The 16,701-nt window shown below is 36.1% G+C and carries 15 protein-coding genes; 11 read left to right on the plus strand and 4 right to left on the minus strand.

All coding sequences use genetic code 11. The features are described 5' to 3' along the window. Nucleotides 1-447 precede the first annotated feature (447 nt). From RTP52_RS09095 to RTP52_RS09125, 7 genes are all read left to right on the plus strand, one after another. Nucleotides 448-2,295 carry a peptide ABC transporter substrate-binding protein gene (locus RTP52_RS09095; protein WP_312370711.1) on the plus strand — a complete coding sequence of 616 codons (1,848 nt, stop codon included), beginning with the start codon at nucleotides 448-450 and terminating at the stop codon, nucleotides 2,293-2,295. 26 nt (nucleotides 2,296-2,321) lie between these two features. Beyond that, the gene (locus RTP52_RS09100; protein ID WP_312099984.1) at nucleotides 2,322-3,260 is read left to right on the plus strand and encodes an ABC transporter permease; all 939 of its coding nucleotides are present in this window, start codon (nucleotides 2,322-2,324) and stop codon (nucleotides 3,258-3,260) included. Continuing rightward, nucleotides 3,261-4,235, plus strand: a complete 975-nt coding sequence (locus RTP52_RS09105) for an ABC transporter permease (RefSeq protein WP_312370713.1) — start codon at nucleotides 3,261-3,263, stop codon at nucleotides 4,233-4,235. A 24-nt stretch (nucleotides 4,236-4,259) separates the two neighbouring features. Beyond that, nucleotides 4,260-5,315 (plus strand): ABC transporter ATP-binding protein, encoded by a 1,056-nt coding sequence (locus RTP52_RS09110; RefSeq protein WP_312370715.1) that lies wholly within the window; start codon nucleotides 4,260-4,262, stop codon nucleotides 5,313-5,315. Between the two features lie 172 nt (nucleotides 5,316-5,487). Further along, nucleotides 5,488-6,546, plus strand: a complete 1,059-nt coding sequence (locus RTP52_RS09115; RefSeq protein ID WP_312370717.1) for an ATP-binding cassette domain-containing protein — start codon at nucleotides 5,488-5,490, stop codon at nucleotides 6,544-6,546. 156 nt (nucleotides 6,547-6,702) lie between these two features. Beyond that, the gene (locus RTP52_RS09120; protein ID WP_312370719.1) at nucleotides 6,703-7,671 is read left to right on the plus strand and encodes a glycosyltransferase; all 969 of its coding nucleotides are present in this window, start codon (nucleotides 6,703-6,705) and stop codon (nucleotides 7,669-7,671) included. Between the two features lie 105 nt (nucleotides 7,672-7,776). Beyond that, nucleotides 7,777-8,715 (plus strand): glycosyltransferase family 2 protein, encoded by a 939-nt coding sequence (locus tag RTP52_RS09125; RefSeq protein ID WP_312370721.1) that lies wholly within the window; start codon nucleotides 7,777-7,779, stop codon nucleotides 8,713-8,715. Nucleotides 8,716-8,894: 179 nt separating this feature from the next. Here the strand turns inward: RTP52_RS09125 and arcC are convergent, their stop codons facing one another. After that, a complete protein-coding gene (gene arcC, locus RTP52_RS09130) occupies nucleotides 8,895-9,824 on the minus strand; it encodes a carbamate kinase (RefSeq protein ID WP_312370724.1) in 930 nt (309 codons plus the stop codon). Nucleotides 9,825-10,072: 248 nt separating this feature from the next. On the opposite strand from arcC, the gene RTP52_RS09135 reads away from it, so the two are divergent. Next, a complete protein-coding gene (locus RTP52_RS09135; RefSeq protein ID WP_312099975.1) occupies nucleotides 10,073-10,555 on the plus strand; it encodes a methylglyoxal synthase in 483 nt (160 codons plus the stop codon). 86 nt (nucleotides 10,556-10,641) lie between these two features. Here the strand turns inward: RTP52_RS09135 and RTP52_RS09140 are convergent, their stop codons facing one another. Next, nucleotides 10,642-11,079, minus strand: a complete 438-nt coding sequence (locus tag RTP52_RS09140) for a DUF3955 domain-containing protein (RefSeq protein WP_312099974.1) — start codon at nucleotides 11,077-11,079, stop codon at nucleotides 10,642-10,644. Beyond that, nucleotides 11,076-11,549, minus strand: a complete 474-nt coding sequence (locus RTP52_RS09145) for an RNA polymerase sigma factor (RefSeq protein ID WP_312099973.1) — start codon at nucleotides 11,547-11,549, stop codon at nucleotides 11,076-11,078. Before RTP52_RS09145 ends, RTP52_RS09140 begins: the two co-directional genes overlap by 4 nt. Before the next feature lie 314 nt (nucleotides 11,550-11,863). Here RTP52_RS09145 and RTP52_RS09150 point away from each other — a divergent pair, with 314 nt between their 5' ends. The 3 genes from RTP52_RS09150 (at nucleotide 11,864) to RTP52_RS09160 (ending at nucleotide 15,333) form a co-directional block, all read left to right on the plus strand. Next, nucleotides 11,864-13,276, plus strand: a complete 1,413-nt coding sequence (locus tag RTP52_RS09150; protein ID WP_312370726.1) for a 2-isopropylmalate synthase — start codon at nucleotides 11,864-11,866, stop codon at nucleotides 13,274-13,276. A 48-nt stretch (nucleotides 13,277-13,324) separates the two neighbouring features. After that, nucleotides 13,325-14,494 carry an isocitrate/isopropylmalate family dehydrogenase gene (locus tag RTP52_RS09155; protein WP_331661246.1) on the plus strand — a complete coding sequence of 390 codons (1,170 nt, stop codon included), beginning with the start codon at nucleotides 13,325-13,327 and terminating at the stop codon, nucleotides 14,492-14,494. A 161-nt stretch (nucleotides 14,495-14,655) separates the two neighbouring features. Continuing rightward, entirely contained in the window at nucleotides 14,656-15,333 is a 678-nt protein-coding gene (locus tag RTP52_RS09160) for a GntR family transcriptional regulator (RefSeq protein WP_312099969.1), read from the plus strand. 139 nt (nucleotides 15,334-15,472) lie between these two features. On the opposite strand, the gene aroC is transcribed toward RTP52_RS09160, so the two are convergent. After that, nucleotides 15,473-16,576 (minus strand): chorismate synthase, encoded by a 1,104-nt coding sequence (gene aroC / locus RTP52_RS09165; RefSeq protein ID WP_312370729.1) that lies wholly within the window; start codon nucleotides 16,574-16,576, stop codon nucleotides 15,473-15,475. Nucleotides 16,577-16,701 lie beyond the last annotated feature (125 nt).

The raw sequence follows: 16,701 nt of genomic DNA on the forward strand, positions 1-16,701 counted from the left end.
TGGAGATATTATTTCAACAATAGATATCATGAACTTACTGTAAATGAATTTAAATTGATATTACAAATAGAAAAAGTATGCTTTGTAAACTTTTACTTGTCATGCTATAACTTACAGAAGATATCCCCAGCGTATTAGTGAAGCGGATCCAGAGTATCCGCGTTGACTATGGATAGAGATAACTGTTTTAATAAGAAATAAGAGAAGAACTTCTAACTAGGTTGTGGAAGTTCTTCTCTTTTTTCAATATAAGAAATTGTTCTCCAAATTACTTATAGATTATGTAATCTTCGAGGAATGTACACTCAGCCTGTGGAATCTTTATGACAAAGTAAGTTCGTAAATATTTTTTCTTGTTTTGTAACTCATATTTTCAGTGGATAAGAATAAAGTTAAAAGACAGGATTTCTATCTACCATAAACTTAAGGTAGCGTTGGAGGCAGTAGATGAGAGTAGGGAAAAGAATTGTTCTTCTTTTACTAAGTTTTAGTTTACTGCTTACATCAGGATGCTTCAGGACAAGTAAAGTAGTAGAGAATGAGGAATCGATCTATCGTTTGCTGTATTCTTCTGAGGTTTCTACCTTAAATTACCTTGTAACTTCCTCATCTCATGAAATACGAGTTGGTGCCAATGTGATTGACACCCTTGTGGAATATGATTCTTTTGGCAATTTGATGCCTTCCTTAGCGACAAGTTGGAAGGTAAGTGAGGATGGACTTTCGGTTACCTTCGAACTTAGAGAAGGGGAATACTGGGTGAATGAAAAAGGAGAAAAGATAGCAGAAGTGACTGCAAAAGACTTTGTAAGTGCAATGCAATATGTCCTAACCAAAGAATATGAGAGCGAGACTGCAAAGCTTTTGTTTGGTTTAATAAAGAATGCAAAAGATTTTTATGAAAAACAAGGTGACTTTAAAAGAGTTGGAGTAAAAGCCTTTGGAAATTACACGTTAGTCTATACGCTAGAGCAACCTTGTCCTTATTTTCTATCTTACTTAACGTATGGGTGCTTTATGCCAGCCTATGGTCCTTTATTAGAGGAACTCAAAAGTAAGTTTGGTGCAGCAACGGGGCCAGATACGCTCTATTATAATGGAGCTTACAGACTCTCCGTTTTTAAACCACAGGAAAAACGAATTTTTCAAAAAAATGAAGCAAATTGGGACGCTGATCTTGTTTATATAAATAGGATTGAAGAAACTTATAATTCAGAAGCGGCAACCTTGGCACCTGCACTTGCATTACGCGGTGAAATTGATTATGCAGCAATACATTCTGACTTACTAGATACTTTTATGGAGCAGAAAAATACAAAAGATTTAGTAAGCAGAGGTAGAAAGAAAACGGATTACTCCTTCTTTTATATATTTAACTTTAATCCGAAATTTGAGAAACGATATGAACCTCAGAACTGGAAAAAGGCAGTTCAGAATGAGAATTTTCGACTGGCTATTATGAGCGCTATGGACCGAGTGAAAGCACTTCGAGTAGCAGAACCAAACCATCCAGAAGAACTTTTGTTAAATTCAATTACACCGCCAAACTTCATACGCTTTGAAGGGGAAGATTATACAGAGTTTCCAGCACTCTATGATATATCTAGAAGAGATAGTTTTAAGAAAGATATGGCAGTTATCTATAAAGAGAAGGCTAAGCAGGAGCTAAAAAAGGTAGGGTGTACCTTCCCGGTTAAAATTTTATTACGTTATCGTGCTAACTCTACCGACTGGGCAAATGAATGTATTGTTATAGCACAGCAGATAGAAAGTCTCCTTGGAAAAGATTTTGTAAGATTTATTGTAGAAGCTGGACCTTCTCAAAACTTTACTTCTCAAGTAAGGGAGAGAGGAGATTATGCGATGTTAAAATCTAACTGGGGAGCTGATTACGCAGATCCACAGACCTTTACTGAGTTTTTTGATGATGACTTAGCTTCGCATATACTACCATCAAAGGAAGAGAAACTATCCATTATGCCTGTCATTGATACATATTATGAGTTGCTAACGGAAGCGAAAGAAAGTGTACTAGATATAAAGGAGCGTTATACAGCATTTGCAGAGGCAGAAGCCTTTCTAATTAATCATGCATTAGTGATACCATTTAGTATATCACCGGTGTCTTATCAGATGACAAAATTAAATATTTATGAAAGTTCTTATGCAAGTTTTGGAGTTTCTACCTCAAGATATAAAGGCATGAAATACTATAAAGTGATACTTAATAACAGAATAGTGGAAATTAATAAGGCGGTTTGGGAGAAGGAGAAAAAACAAAAGAAGGATGGTTGATGAAGGTTGGGAAAAGGAGTGAAGTTATGGGAAACTATTTATTACGCCGATTCATACGCTCAGTACTAACCTTGCTTCTTGTAGTTTTTATTGTCTTCTCCCTTCTTAGGTTGATGCCAATTGAAGGGTATTTCCCGAATTATGAAAAATTATCGAGGGAGCAGATTGAAGCAGGCCTTATGAACATGGGGTTACTTGATCCTTTACCAGTACAATTTTTTCGTTATGTGAAAAGTGCTCTTCATGGAGATTTTGGTTCTTCGAGAACCTATATGGCAAATGTCATGGTGACCGATATCCTAAAACAAAAAATACCCATCTCCATGAAATTTGGATTAAGCTCCTTATTTTTAGCACTTTTGATATCTATTCCCCTTAGTATGGCAATGGCATCTCATAAGGGAAAATGGATTGACCGAATTGGAACGCTTTTTTTAGTGATATTACAGGCGGTACCTTCGGCAATTTACATATTATTAATTCAGGCAATTGGAACAGAAAAACTCCATATTAAAATGCTCTATCAGGCAAATGATATGACAACGTGGATTCTCCCGGTCATTTCTATGTCCCTTGGAAATATAGCATTTTATACAACGTGGCTTAGAAGATATCTCATTGAGGAAGAAAATAAAGGTTATGTTATCTTAGCAAAGGTAAAGGGTGTTTCCTCGGAATGTATCCTTAAAAAGCATATGCTTAAGAATGCGATTGTACCGATGATTCAGTATTTACCAAATTCCATCTTTAATACAATGATAGGCTCCATCTATGTAGAGTCGTTATATAGTATTCCAGGGATGGGAGGGTTACTTGTTCAAGTGATTCAGAAACAAGATAATACGATGGTCCAGGCAATTGTAATTTTATTTGCAGTAACAGGAATCTTAGGGGTTTTATTAGGAGATATCCTACTTTGTCTCATCGACCCTAGAGTGCAATTAACTTCGAGGGGAGGTGTTTAGATGACGTGGCGGGAACAAAGAACGAAAGAGTGGGCAAATGAAACAGAGTTAGACTCCTTTCATTTTGCGAATCGTATCATAGATGAGAATAAGATTAGAAATGTAAAAGATGATTCATACTGGATGACAACCTGGAAAACCTTTGCAAAAAATCGCTTTGCTATGTTTTTCTTGTTTGTCCTTATGTTATTGATTTTTTTTATAACCATACAGCCTTATTTGCCAAGTCAGAAGGACCCAAACCTAATCTATAACAGTAGGAAAACAGGACAGCAAATTAGAAATCAAGTACCGAATAAGGACTTCTGGTTTGGTACAAATTCGATTGGACAGGATTTATGGAGTAGAACATGGGCAGGTACTAGAACCTCTTTGCTCTTAGGGATTACGGTATCCTTCCTGGAAGCAGTCATTGGAACCATAGTTGGATTACTATGGGGTTATGTTAAAAAGCTCGATGCATTTTTTACAGAAATCTATAATTTGCTTGATAATATTCCCTCTACAATCGTACTGATTTTAATTTCCTACATATTAAGACCAGGAATACCAACTTTAATTCTTGCCCTTTGTGCTACTGGATGGATTCAAATGGCACGATTTATTAGAAATCAAATGCTACTTATCAGAGATAAAGAATTTAATATAGCATCTAGAATGCTTGGAACTAGTACATCAAGAATTCTAAGGAAGAACTGTATGCCATATCTGATTTCCGTTATTCTGATGAGAGTATCGTTATCAATTCCATCTGTGATAGGAAGCGAAGTATTCATAACTTATCTTGGCTTAGGGCTTCCATTAAATATTCCAAGCCTTGGTAATCTAATTCAAGCAGGAAGAGCGAAACTGATGATGCCAGGGCTTAGGTACCAGCTTTTATATCCAACATTGATTGTTTCTATTATTACAATTTCCTTTTATCTAATTGGAAATGCTTTTGCGGATGCAGCAGATCCGAAAAATCACAGATAAGTGTGAAACAGAATAGGGGTCAGTATGGCAGAGAGTATTTTATCAATAGAGAATTTAACTGTGGATTTTACTGTTCGGAAAACAGTGCTTCATGTGCTTCGTGGCGTAAGCTTAGAGGTAGTAAAAGGAGAAAATCTAGTTATCGTAGGGGAATCTGGTTGCGGTAAATCAGTATTATTAAAGTCTATTCTTGGACTATTAGAACAGAATGCGAAGATTGTATCAGGGAGAATATTGTATCGGGGCAAAAATTTAGCTGCTTATCACTTAGAACGAGATTTTAGGAATATTAGAGGGCAGGAAATTGCGATGATATTACAAGATCCTATGACAAGCCTAAATCCTTTGTTCACAATCGGAAATCAGATTGAGGAAGCAATCGCTATCCACCAGACACTAAGTAAAGCGAAGAGAAAAGAGGAAGTAATCAAACTTCTTACGGAAGTTGGAATTCGTGATCCAGAAAGAGCAAGACAATTTTATCCTCATGAATGCTCCGGAGGTATGAGGCAAAGAGTCGTGATAGCGATTGCGCTTGCTTGTAAACCAAAGATATTATTGTGTGATGAACCGACGACAGCCCTAGATGTTACGATACAAGAACAAGTACTTAATTTATTAATGGAATTACAGTATAAATATCGACTGACGGTTGTCTATATTACGCATGATTTTGGAGTAGTTGCTAAAGTTGCTGACCGTATTGCCATCATGTATGCAGGAGAAATCATCGAAGTTGGAACGAGTGAGGATATCTTTCGTGATGCAAGACACCCATATATTTGGTCTTTATTGGCTTCTCAACCGACACTTTATCAACCGGGAGAAGAACTATTTTATTTAGGTGGAACGTTACCAAATCCAGGGGATAAAATAAAAGGTGATGCATTTGCACCAAGAAATCCTTATGCATTAGTACGGGATTTTACCTGTGTTCCTCCGTACTATAAGGTAAGTGGGACACATCAGGTTAAATCCTGGCTGATGGATAAGCGGGCACCAAAGGTAGAACCACCTAGAATTCTGAGAGAGTATTATCATATGGGAAAATCAAAGGGAATTAAGGACACACATAATTAGAATCAAGTTAGATTTCTATTTAATTTTGAACATAAGATATATTTGTACTTTGTTGAAATCTTATGTAATTGTATTGTCTGAAATTCAATGGATTTATACTTTGTTAAAATTCGATGTACTTTGACTATGCTGTTATCCTAAGTATTTAAACTTTGAGCTGGAGGCCTCTATTTTGGAAGAATTATTAAGTTTAAATTCGGTATCAATCGGGTATGGGGGGAATCGTGGGAAAAGAGGAGAAACTCTGGCAGTAAAGAAAGCTTGCTTTTCGATTCAAAATGGAGAAATCTTTGGCCTTATGGGAGAGTCTGGTTCAGGAAAGACTACGATAGGAAGAGCAATTATGCGAATGATTGATACAGTAGAAGGGGACATAACATATAAAGGCATGAAAATTAATCAGAAACTATCCGCGGATATTAGAAGAACGTTATGTCATGAAATGCAAATGATTTTTCAAGATCCAATGGCATCCCTAAATGAACGGGCAAAAGTTTCAGATATTATTGGTGAGGGGCTTTTTGTTACGAATCAAGCGATATCAAATTCGGAGAGGGAGAGGCTGATTGATAAAACGATGCTTGAGGTTGGCTTACGGCCTGAGTATAAAAATCGATATCCAACCGAATTTTCTGGAGGTCAACGACAGAGAATTGGTATTGCGAGGGCGCTTATTATGGAACCGCGATTTATTGTGGCAGATGAACCTATCTCAGCATTAGATGTTTCAGTACGGGCACAGATATTAAATCTGATGAAGAGACTTCAGAAAAACCGTGGATTAACTTACCTTTTTATATCGCATGACATGTCAGTAATGCGATATTTTACAGACCGCATTGCAGTACTTTATCATGGAAGGATTGTTGAGATAGCACCCACGAATCAGCTTTTTAAAACCCCCTTACATCCATATACTAAGATGTTAATTTCCTCCATCCCAAAGCCTGATCCATTACCAAGAATGATAACGGAGAAAAAAGGGAATCTAAATGGTAACAAAAGTGAGTTGAAATCAAGCTATCAGAATATAAATTTTGATATAAATTCAAGTAAAAACAAGGGAAAAGAAATTGATATTATTTCAGACAAATACAAAGGAGGAGAAATTGATATTGTTTCAGACAAACACAAAGGAGGAGAAATTGATATTGTTTCAGACAAATATAAGGGGAGAGATACCCAAAGATTGATTGAGCGAGCACCAGGTCATTATGTGCTAGAAGCATAGAGAAAGCAAATGAGGTACGGGAGACTTCTTGACGGACGCTATGTTCTAGCATATAATTAGATGGATTATACATAATTGTTTTCTAAAATAAAGAATGAGATTTATCTGTCTGGATATAATCATGAATAAACCAACAAAGGAATGGGATGAAGAACAATGGATCAAAATAAGAATCTGGATGTTATAATACCGCTATTTCGACCGGACAAAAAGTTTGATAAGCTATTAATCCAGTTATTAAAACAAACCATAAAGCCTAAGAATATATGGCTTCTTAATACAGAGGTATTGCCGGACTACGCAACAGAGACAATTAAAAAAAGAGTTGATGAATTGGTCTCACGTACGAAAGTCGCAGGAAGTGAAACTGTGAACATTCATTTAATACCAATAGAGCAGTCAGAATTTGACCATGGCGGTACAAGAGCGTATGGCGCTAGTCTATCAAATTCGGAATATATGATATTTATGACACAAGATGCGATTCCAAATAATGAACATCTATTAGAAAATCTAATAGAACCATTCAAGATGGAGGAAGTCGCAGTCACTTATGGAAGACAGGAAGCAGCACAAAATGCTACGGTAGTTGAAAAATATACTAGAATATTCAATTATCCATCCACAGATCAAATAAAGTCGAAAGAAGATTTGAGTCGCCTTGGAATCAAAACTTACTTTTGTTCCAATGTGTGTGCAGCATACCGTAAGTCAGTCTATGAGGATTTAGGAGGATTTGTTGCAAGAACAATATTTAATGAAGATATGATTTATGCAGCAGGAATAATTAAGGCTGGGTATAAGGTTTATTATGCAAGTAAAGCTACGGTAACTCATAGTCATCATTACTCATGGATACAACAACTTCGAAGAAATTTTGATTTAGGCGTTTCACAAGAGGAATATCAATCGATATTTAAAAATATCTCTTCTGAAAAGGAAGGCACGAAGCTAGTAAAGCAAACAATTGATTATTTGATAGATCAAAGAGAATATATAGAATTGATTGATTTTATACTGGAAAGTGGATTTAAATACTTGGGTTATCTTCTTGGAAAGCAACATCGATTATTACCACAGCCATTCAAAGTATGGCTTAGTATGAATAAGTCATATTGGAAATAGTGTGATGAAAGATTTTCACACACAGTGAATAACGAAATAATTCACTGTCCAAATATTGTGCCTGCAGCTAAGAGTGAACAGGCCATAGAAAGGCATGGGTATTAAATGAGTAGGGTAGATATCATAATGAGCACCTATAATGGTGAAAAATACTTAAGAGAGCAAATAGATTCTATATTGACTTGCAATCATCAAAATATTGTATTACATGTTTTTGATGATGGGTCTTCTGATGAAACCATTCAGATATTAGCAGAATATAAACATCGCTATGAGAACAATTTGCACCTTTATAAAAACCATCGCAACCTAGGTGTTACCAAGAACTTTCTGAATGGAATTAAAACGGTAATGGAGCATTTTAAAGAGGCAACATACTTTATGTGTTGTGATCAGGATGATGTATGGCATGATGATAAGGTAAGCAAAACATTAAAGCGTATGGAACAGATGGAAAAACGTTATGGTGTTGACCGACCTCTGCTGGTATTTACGGATGCGGTGATTGCGGATGAAAATCTTAATGAGATCTCGGAATCTTTTATAAAGACACAACATTTTAATTTAAATAAGATTGATTTAGCACACCTTTTAATGGAAAATAAATGCATCGGATGTACGATTATGATTAATCGAGCGTTTGAATATTATCTTTCCCATACTCCCAATGCTGCAAGATATCATGATTGGTGGTTGGCGTTAATCGCCGCAGCGTTTGGGCATATTAGTTATTTACCAAAAGCTACGCTTGATTACAGGCAACATTCCGCCAATGTTGTTGGCAGTATAAATTTTTCTTCTTACGTTCGTAGGCGAATGTCGTCAATCAAAGATCAAAAGCTAACACTAGCTAAAAATCGCGACCAAGCAGAAGAATTTTTGCATTTTTTTCATGAGGACTTACAAAGACATCAAAAGTCCATCGTGGAAGAGTATCTAAAGATGTTTCAATCTAACTTTATTAAGAGGCGCTATATAGCAATTAATCAAGGATATCTAAAGAGTGGTATCATTAGAAATTGCGGATTAATGTTGATACTATAGCTTAACCTCATCAGGGAAGTCCCCCGCTTCTGTAAGCGGGTGACTTCCCTGTTTTAAAATGCCACGTAGTGGCAATGAGGTTATGAGCAAGTAGCGTAAGCGGATTGCGAATATCCGCTTTGACTAAAAAGTAAAACCTGTAAGTTATAAGTGGATAACTTACAGGTTTTTATAATATGTTACTCTATGATAGTACCTGTCTTATGAGACAACCCTTCAAGCGCTTTCTCAAGATTAGTAATAATTGCACGACGACCATTGCCAGAGCTTACAAAATCAACGCTTGCTTCGATTTTAGGAAGCATTGCACCTTCTTCAAAATAACCTTCTTCCATATACTTTGTGGCATCGGATACGGAAAGAGTATCGAGTGGTATTGCATTTTCTTTTCCATAATCTAATTCAACTTTGTCTACACCAGTTAAGAAAAGTAAGGTAGATGCATTTAAAAGATTTGCTAACATTGCTGCTACTAAATCTTTTTCAATAATAGCGCTAGCACCCTTTAGTACTGGACCTTGTTCTAATACTGGAATTCCACCGCCACCACCAGCGATGACAATTTGATTTGCATCGACAAGTGCTTTAATTGCATCAATTTCATAAATATCCATAGGCTTTGGAGAAGCAATGATACGGCGGTATCCCTTGTCCTGGTTTACCACGTAGTTACCCTTCTTTTCTTCTTTCGCAGCCTCAGCTTCTGTCATAAATCTACCGATAATTTTTGATGGTTGAGAGAATGCCTTATCGAATGGATCAACTTTTACCTGTGTAATAATTGTAGAAACAGGCTTATAAATACCACGTAGGAGTAACTCCGTACGTATCATACTTTGTAAATCATATCCGATATATCCTTGACTCATGGCACCACAAACTGACATAGGAGCTACTGTATATTTCGAATCCAGACGACTAAATTCTGTCATGGCGGTATGTACCATACCAATCTGAGGACCATTGCTGTGTGTAATAACAACCTGATATCCCGCATCAACAAGATCAGCAACTGCACATGCAGCTTTTTTCACATTTGCACGTTGTTCTGGGAAGGTTTCACCAAATGCACTTCGACCAAGTGCTACAACAATAATATTCTGGCTCATAGCGTTACCTCTTTTCTTTCAAGTACAATAATCATATCATTTTTTATTTAAAAAAGGAAGTGTTTTGTATTTGAAATACTGCTTGAAACAACCTTTTAACTTTGATATGATAATTAGAAGAAAGTATTGTAATTCTGTCAATTGAAGAAGGAATGGTTGGATATTTTCTTAAAAGATCGTAATAAATTTGGTTATGAGAATGGTAACTTTGGACAGAATACTATACTAGAGTGACAAAGGAGAACAATATGTTAGAGGATGATTATATCTATTTTACCATGGACAAAACAAAGCATATCGCATTGGTTGCACACGATGGTAAGAAAAAAGAAATTGTAGAGTGGGCAGAGAAGCATAAAGATGTATTAAAGAAACATTTTCTTTGCGGAACTGGTACCACAGCGAAATTAATAGCCGAGAAGACTGGACTTCCGGTACGTGCTTTTAATAGTGGTCCTCTTGGTGGTGATCAGCAGATTGGTGCACGTATTGTAGAAGGAAATATTGATTTTATTATATTTTTATGGGATCCACTAGAGTCTCAGCCACATGATCCTGATGTAAAAGCGTTACTACGTATTGCAGTAGTCTATGATATTCCAATTGCAAATAACCTTGCGACAGCAGACTTCCTCTTGGAAAGTAGATTTATGGAAGAAACTTATGATCGAAAGGTAACAAACTTTAATAAAACAATGAAACAGCGTATTGATCAGTTTTCTAAAGAATAAGAAAGAGGCTTTTGCAAAAATTGCAAAAGCCCTTTATAATTTACTGACAGTACAACATTACAACGCATTTTAAATCTAAATTAGTTCTACTGATTGCTTCTTATTCTGCTTTTAATAGCGAGAATGATTCCTGAAATAATTGTAATTAATAAAAACAAGTAAGCCAGTGGAATAAGTGCAAATGGTTCAACAAGCATCCCATCCTCTAGTACTTTAGAGCCAATGATATTATATAATATAGGACAAGCTACCGTTGCCAATAATGATGTGAAAAATATTCCCTTCATAAAAGATATGCTTTTATCCTTCTTCCACTTATGCGCGATTTTTTTCATTGTTTCCACCTCTTCCTTATCTGATTTAAACGTCATACTATCAAATTCAATTCTATTTTCACTTAATTCCTTTTTGCACGATTCACAGTGTTCCACATGTTCTTCTACAAATCTACGGCTTTCTTGACTACATACATTATCTAAATATAAGGGGATTAAGTCCCTTACGATATCACATGATTTATTCATACCATTTTCTCCTTTAATTTTAATTTTGCACGATAATATGTGACACGTGCCCAGCTTTCTGATTTATCAAATAGGTCTCCTATTTGAAGGAATGATAATTCTCCAAAAACTCTAAGTGTAAATACTTCCTTATATGGTTCTTCCATGCCATGTAACACCTTATGGATTTCGTAGGCAGTTTCTTTGTTGATATAATTTTTTTCAAAATCTTCTTCTATCGGTTGTATCAAAACAGAGACATCTTGTTGCTTCTTCGCTTTATCATAATAAGTATAAAAAGTATTTTTTGCTATCTGGCATAGCCAGACTCTTAGTTTACAGTCACCACGAAAGGAGTTAATACTTTTCATTGCCTTAAAAAAAGTTTCTTGCGTTATCTCCTCTGCAACATTAGCATCCCTGCATAAGGAATATATATATTGATAGACAATATGGAAGTAATCGGAATATATTTTGTCGAATTCAGACACTTTCTCACCTCGCTTTCCTAATTAAGACTGGTAGGAATCAAATTCGTTACAAACTTTTTATAAAAATCACAAATTATTAGTTCAGAACGTTAGATGTCACAAGACTCGTGAACTAACGTCTTAAAAAAGTTATATTTAAAATAAACGGTTAAAGAATACTACTGATAATAATACCATACTAAGTATAACTTTTATTATGATATGTATAAATAATCGATATACAATGAAAAAATATAAATATAATAATTTATTGACATGAAAGGTATTATTGTATACAATGGAACAAAAATATTTGAAGTATAGGAGAGAGCGCAATGGAGAATCGTAAAGTTTACATGAATTATCATAATAATTTATTGTCTCTTGAGGAGCATATTTATGAATTAGTAGTTGTAGTGCAGCCAAATGTTTTCCGCAACTTGTTTCCTTATGATGAGATACCTAAGATCGCTTTTAATGATCGTATTGTACCTCATAATATGCCGGAGAGCATCTGGATTACTGATACAACATTTCGTGATGGACAGCAATCAAGAGCTCCATATACGACGGAACAAATTGTAACGATATATGATTATTTACATAGACTAGGTGGTCCAAATGGTATCATCCGAGCTAGCGAATTTTTCCTATATAGTAAGAAAGATAGAGATGCTGTTTACAAATGTATGGAACGAGGCTATGAATTTCCTGAGGTTACCTCTTGGATTCGTGCGAGCAAGAAAGACTTTGAATTAGTAAAAGACCTTGGTATTAAGGAAACAGGAATCTTAGTTAGTTGCTCTGATTATCACATTTTCTATAAGATGAAGATGACTAGAAGTCAGGCAATGGAGCATTACTTAAGTATAGTTAGAGAGTGTTTGGAAACGGGAGTTGCTCCAAGATGCCATTTGGAGGATATTACGCGCTCTGATATTCATGGGTTTGTAATTCCTTTCTGTTTTGAATTAATGAAACTCGGTATTGAATATGGTATTCCAGTAAAAATTCGTGCATGTGATACCATGGGTTATGGAATAAACTTTGCAGGTGCAGTAATACCAAGAAGTGTACAGGGAATTATTTATTGCTTACTTACTCATGCAGGCGTACCATCGGAACAATTAGAGTGGCACGGACACAATGATTTTTATAAAGCTGTTACGAACTCAACGACTGCATGGTTATATGGAGCAAGTGGAGTTAACTGCTCGCTCTTTGGTATTGGTGAGAGAACAGGAAATACCCCTTTAGAAGCTATGGTATTTGAGTATGCACAGCTAAAAGGCAGCTTAGATGGTATGGATACCACCGTAATAACCGAGCTTGCCGAGTACTTTAAGAAAGAGATTGGTTATAAGATTCCTCATAGAACTCCATTTGTTGGGAAGAATTTTAATGTGACTCGTGCAGGAATTCATGCAGATGGTCTCTTGAAAAATGAGGAGATTTATAATATATTTGATACAGAAAAGTTTTTAAATCGTCCGGTTTTGGTTTCTGTTTCCAATACTTCGGGTTTAGCAGGAATTGCTCACTGGATTAATACCTACTACAAATTAAAAGGGGATTCCATGCTAGACAAATCAAATCCTTTGGTGAACAAAATTAAATTGTTAGTAGATAAGGAGTATGAAGAGGGACGTATCACTGTTATGACTGATGCAGAGTTAGTCGAGATGATAAATACGTACATGATAGAGAGTAATGTAGATTTACCAAACATAAATGTAACATTGGATTAATTCTATGATAACAGTTAGAGATGTAATCTCGGATAGTGACAGGAGGATATGAAGATGACTATGGATTCGATAGCAGCTGCAAAAGAAGCATTCGGAAAGCTCCTTGAGGAGCAATTAAAACGTGTTGAAGTTATGAAGGCACAAGGAGATTTTTTAAATTATCAAGCACTTGATAAAATAATTATCGGTGTGTGTGGTGGGGATGGAATCGGCCCAGCGATTACCAACCAGGCACAAAGAATTCTGGAATACCTACTGAAAGATGATATCTCAAAGGGTAAAATAGAATTTAAGGTAATTGATGGCTTAACAATCGAGCGCAGAGCAGCAGAGCATGCTGCAATTCCTGTAGATGTTCTGAAAGAATTAAAAGAATGTCATGTTATTTTAAAAGGACCAACAACAACACCTAGAAAAGGCGATCCATGGCCAAATGTTGAGAGTGCGAATGTAGCGATGCGTAAGGAATTAGATTTATTCGCTAACGTTAGACCGGTTAGAATCCCAGAGCAAGGAATTGATTGGACCTTCTATCGTGAGAATACAGAGGGTGCTTATGCGGTTGGTAGTAAGGGTATCCATGTTACCGAGGACTTAGGTGTGGACTTTACCGTAGTAACAAGCCAAGGAACAGAACGCATTATAAGAGCTGCATTTGAATATGCAAAAGCAAATGGTAAAACTAGAGTAACAGCGGTAACAAAGGCGAATATCATTAAAACTACAGATGGAAAGTTCTTAGATATCTTCCGTGAAATTGCAAAGGATTATCCAGATATCACAGCAGATGATTGGTATATTGATATTATGACAGCGAAACTTATAGATGAGAAGAGAAGAAAAGATTTTCAAGTTATGGTTCTTCCAAACCTTTACGGTGATATTATTACGGATGAAGCAGCAGAGTTTCAGGGAGGAGTTGGTACTGCTGGAAGTGCCAATATCGGGAAACGTTATTCGATGTTTGAAGCAATTCACGGTTCTGCACCTAGAATGGTTCAGGAAGGCAGAGACCAGTACGCCGATCCTTGTAGCGTAATTCGTGCTGGTGCGATGTTACTTGCACATATTGGATATGGCAAAGAAGCAGATAAACTTTATCAAGCACTTGATATCTGTACAGTTACCGAGAAGAAATTAGTGATAACTGGACGTGACACCGGAGCAACCGGTGCAGAATTCGCTGATTATATTATGGAGACAATTGAAGCAATGTAACATAGATAAATGACAATCTCGTTGTAAAAAAGTTAATGACAACGGGGTTGTCTTACTTGCGTTATATTATCGGAACTAAATACATGTTCCAGATTGACGGCGCAAAAAGTACGCCTTTATAAGAAATTGTTAAGGTGCGACGTGCACAGGAGGAGTTTTTCGTGGATAGCAAAGAACTACAACATGAGGGTAATTTAGGAGCGGATAAATACTCGCTAAGAGGTAGAGTGTTTAACCGTATCAGAGAGGATATTTTATCGGGGAAATATACTCAACATGAGGAATTAAAAGAAAATACGATAGGAAATGAATTGGGAGTTAGTAGAACTCCGGTTAGAGAAGCTTTAAGACAACTAGAGTTAGAAGGTTTGGTGAATATCATTCCGAACAAAGGGGCTTATGTTACTGGTATCACAGAAAAAGACATTCAGGATATCTACGTAATCAGGTCTTATCTGGAAGGCTTATGTGCCAGATGGGCATGTGAGAATATAACGGAAGATCAGCTTTTAGAGTTAGAAGAAGTGGTCTATCTGTCAGAATTTCATATAAAGAAGCAACATCATGAACAGGTTTTGGAATTAGATAATAAATTTCATGAGTTAATTTATGAGGCTTCAAACAGTAAAATACTAAAACATGTACTCTCTGATTTTCATCATTATGTTCAACGCATTCGTAAAATTACCTTATCAAAACATGAGCGTGCAGAAAAATCAAATGAAGAGCATACTGCTATCTTAGAAGCAATTCGCCAAAGAGACGGTGTGAAAGCAGAAACACTTGCGCATGAACATATCATTCGTACCATTGATAATATTAGTAAGCAAGGACTATAAATTTATGAAAGGCAAAGGAAAGATTAAGTTTATTACATCTTTCCTTTGCCTTTTTTCTATTATTCATGATATGGAAATGTTCGTAGAATGTTTTTTCCTATTCATGGTAATAAAAAACTCATAAAGCATGCTTTTTTCATTATTTTTGATAGATTTTCTTTACATTATCTAATTTTGAGGACATCCCCATCAATAATAGATCTGCAAGAGTTAAGGCTGCCATAGCCTCAACAACAACAACTGCTCTTGGAACTATGATCGGATCATGACGACCTTTTATAGATACGTTTATGTTCTCACCTGATTTATTAACGGTTTGTTGTTCTTTTTTTATGGAAGGAGTAGGTTTAATTGCAGCACGAAAGATGATTTCAGAACCATCGCTGATCCCTCCAAGGATACCACCAGAATGATTGGTTAATTTGATGAGTTTACCATTTTCATCATACGCCAACCCATCATTATTTTCGGAACCTAGCTGTTTTGCCACTTCAAAACCAGATCCAATCTCAAAACCTTTTACGGCACCAATGGAGAATATCGCTTTTGCTAGCTGTGCGTCTAATTTATCAAATACCGGCTCGCCAATACCTGCTGGAACTCCAGATATAATGCATTCAATCATACCACCGCTGGAATCTAAATTGTGAATGCATTGTTCCAGATAATCTTCTGCTTTCCCAGATGCTTCTAAATCAGGCATGTAAAGAGGACTTAAAGTTAAGTTTTCTTTTTGGCACTTATGATAATCAATCTGAATAGGACCAATGGATTTGGTATAAGTAAAAACTTCGATACCTAGTTCTTTTAAGAGGGTAGCAGCGATTGCACCTGCCGCTACACGTCCAATTGTTTCACGTCCAGAGGAACGTCCACCCCCACGATAGTCACGAAAACCGTATTTAGCATCAAAAGTATAGTCTGCGTGACCAGGCCTATAATAGTTTGCTATCTCGCTATAATCCACAGAACGAGCAGTCTCATTCGTTATCATCATGGAAATTGGGGTACCTGTAGTTTTTCCTTCAAAAACACCAGATAGGATTGTTACGAGATCATCTTCTTTTCTTGGAGTTGAATATTTCGTTTGTCCAGGTTTTCGACGATTTAGAAATATCTGAATCATTTCTTCATTTAGAGTAAGACCTGCAGGACACCCGTCAACAACAACGCCGATACCTTTTCCATGGGATTCTCCCCAAGTTGTTATTTTAAAAATTGATCCGAAACTTGAACCGGACATAGTATCACCTCTTCTTTTATTTATTCCACGATTTCTTGAACATAGTATATTATAAGTTACTATCGATTTCAAGTCAAAGCGGATATTCGCAATTCGCTTACGCTACTTGCTCATAACCTCATTGC

It is taken from the genome of Lachnoclostridium sp., from assembly GCF_031997925.1.
In the GTDB taxonomy this organism is placed as follows: Bacteria; Bacillota; Clostridia; order Lachnospirales; family Lachnospiraceae; genus Lachnoclostridium.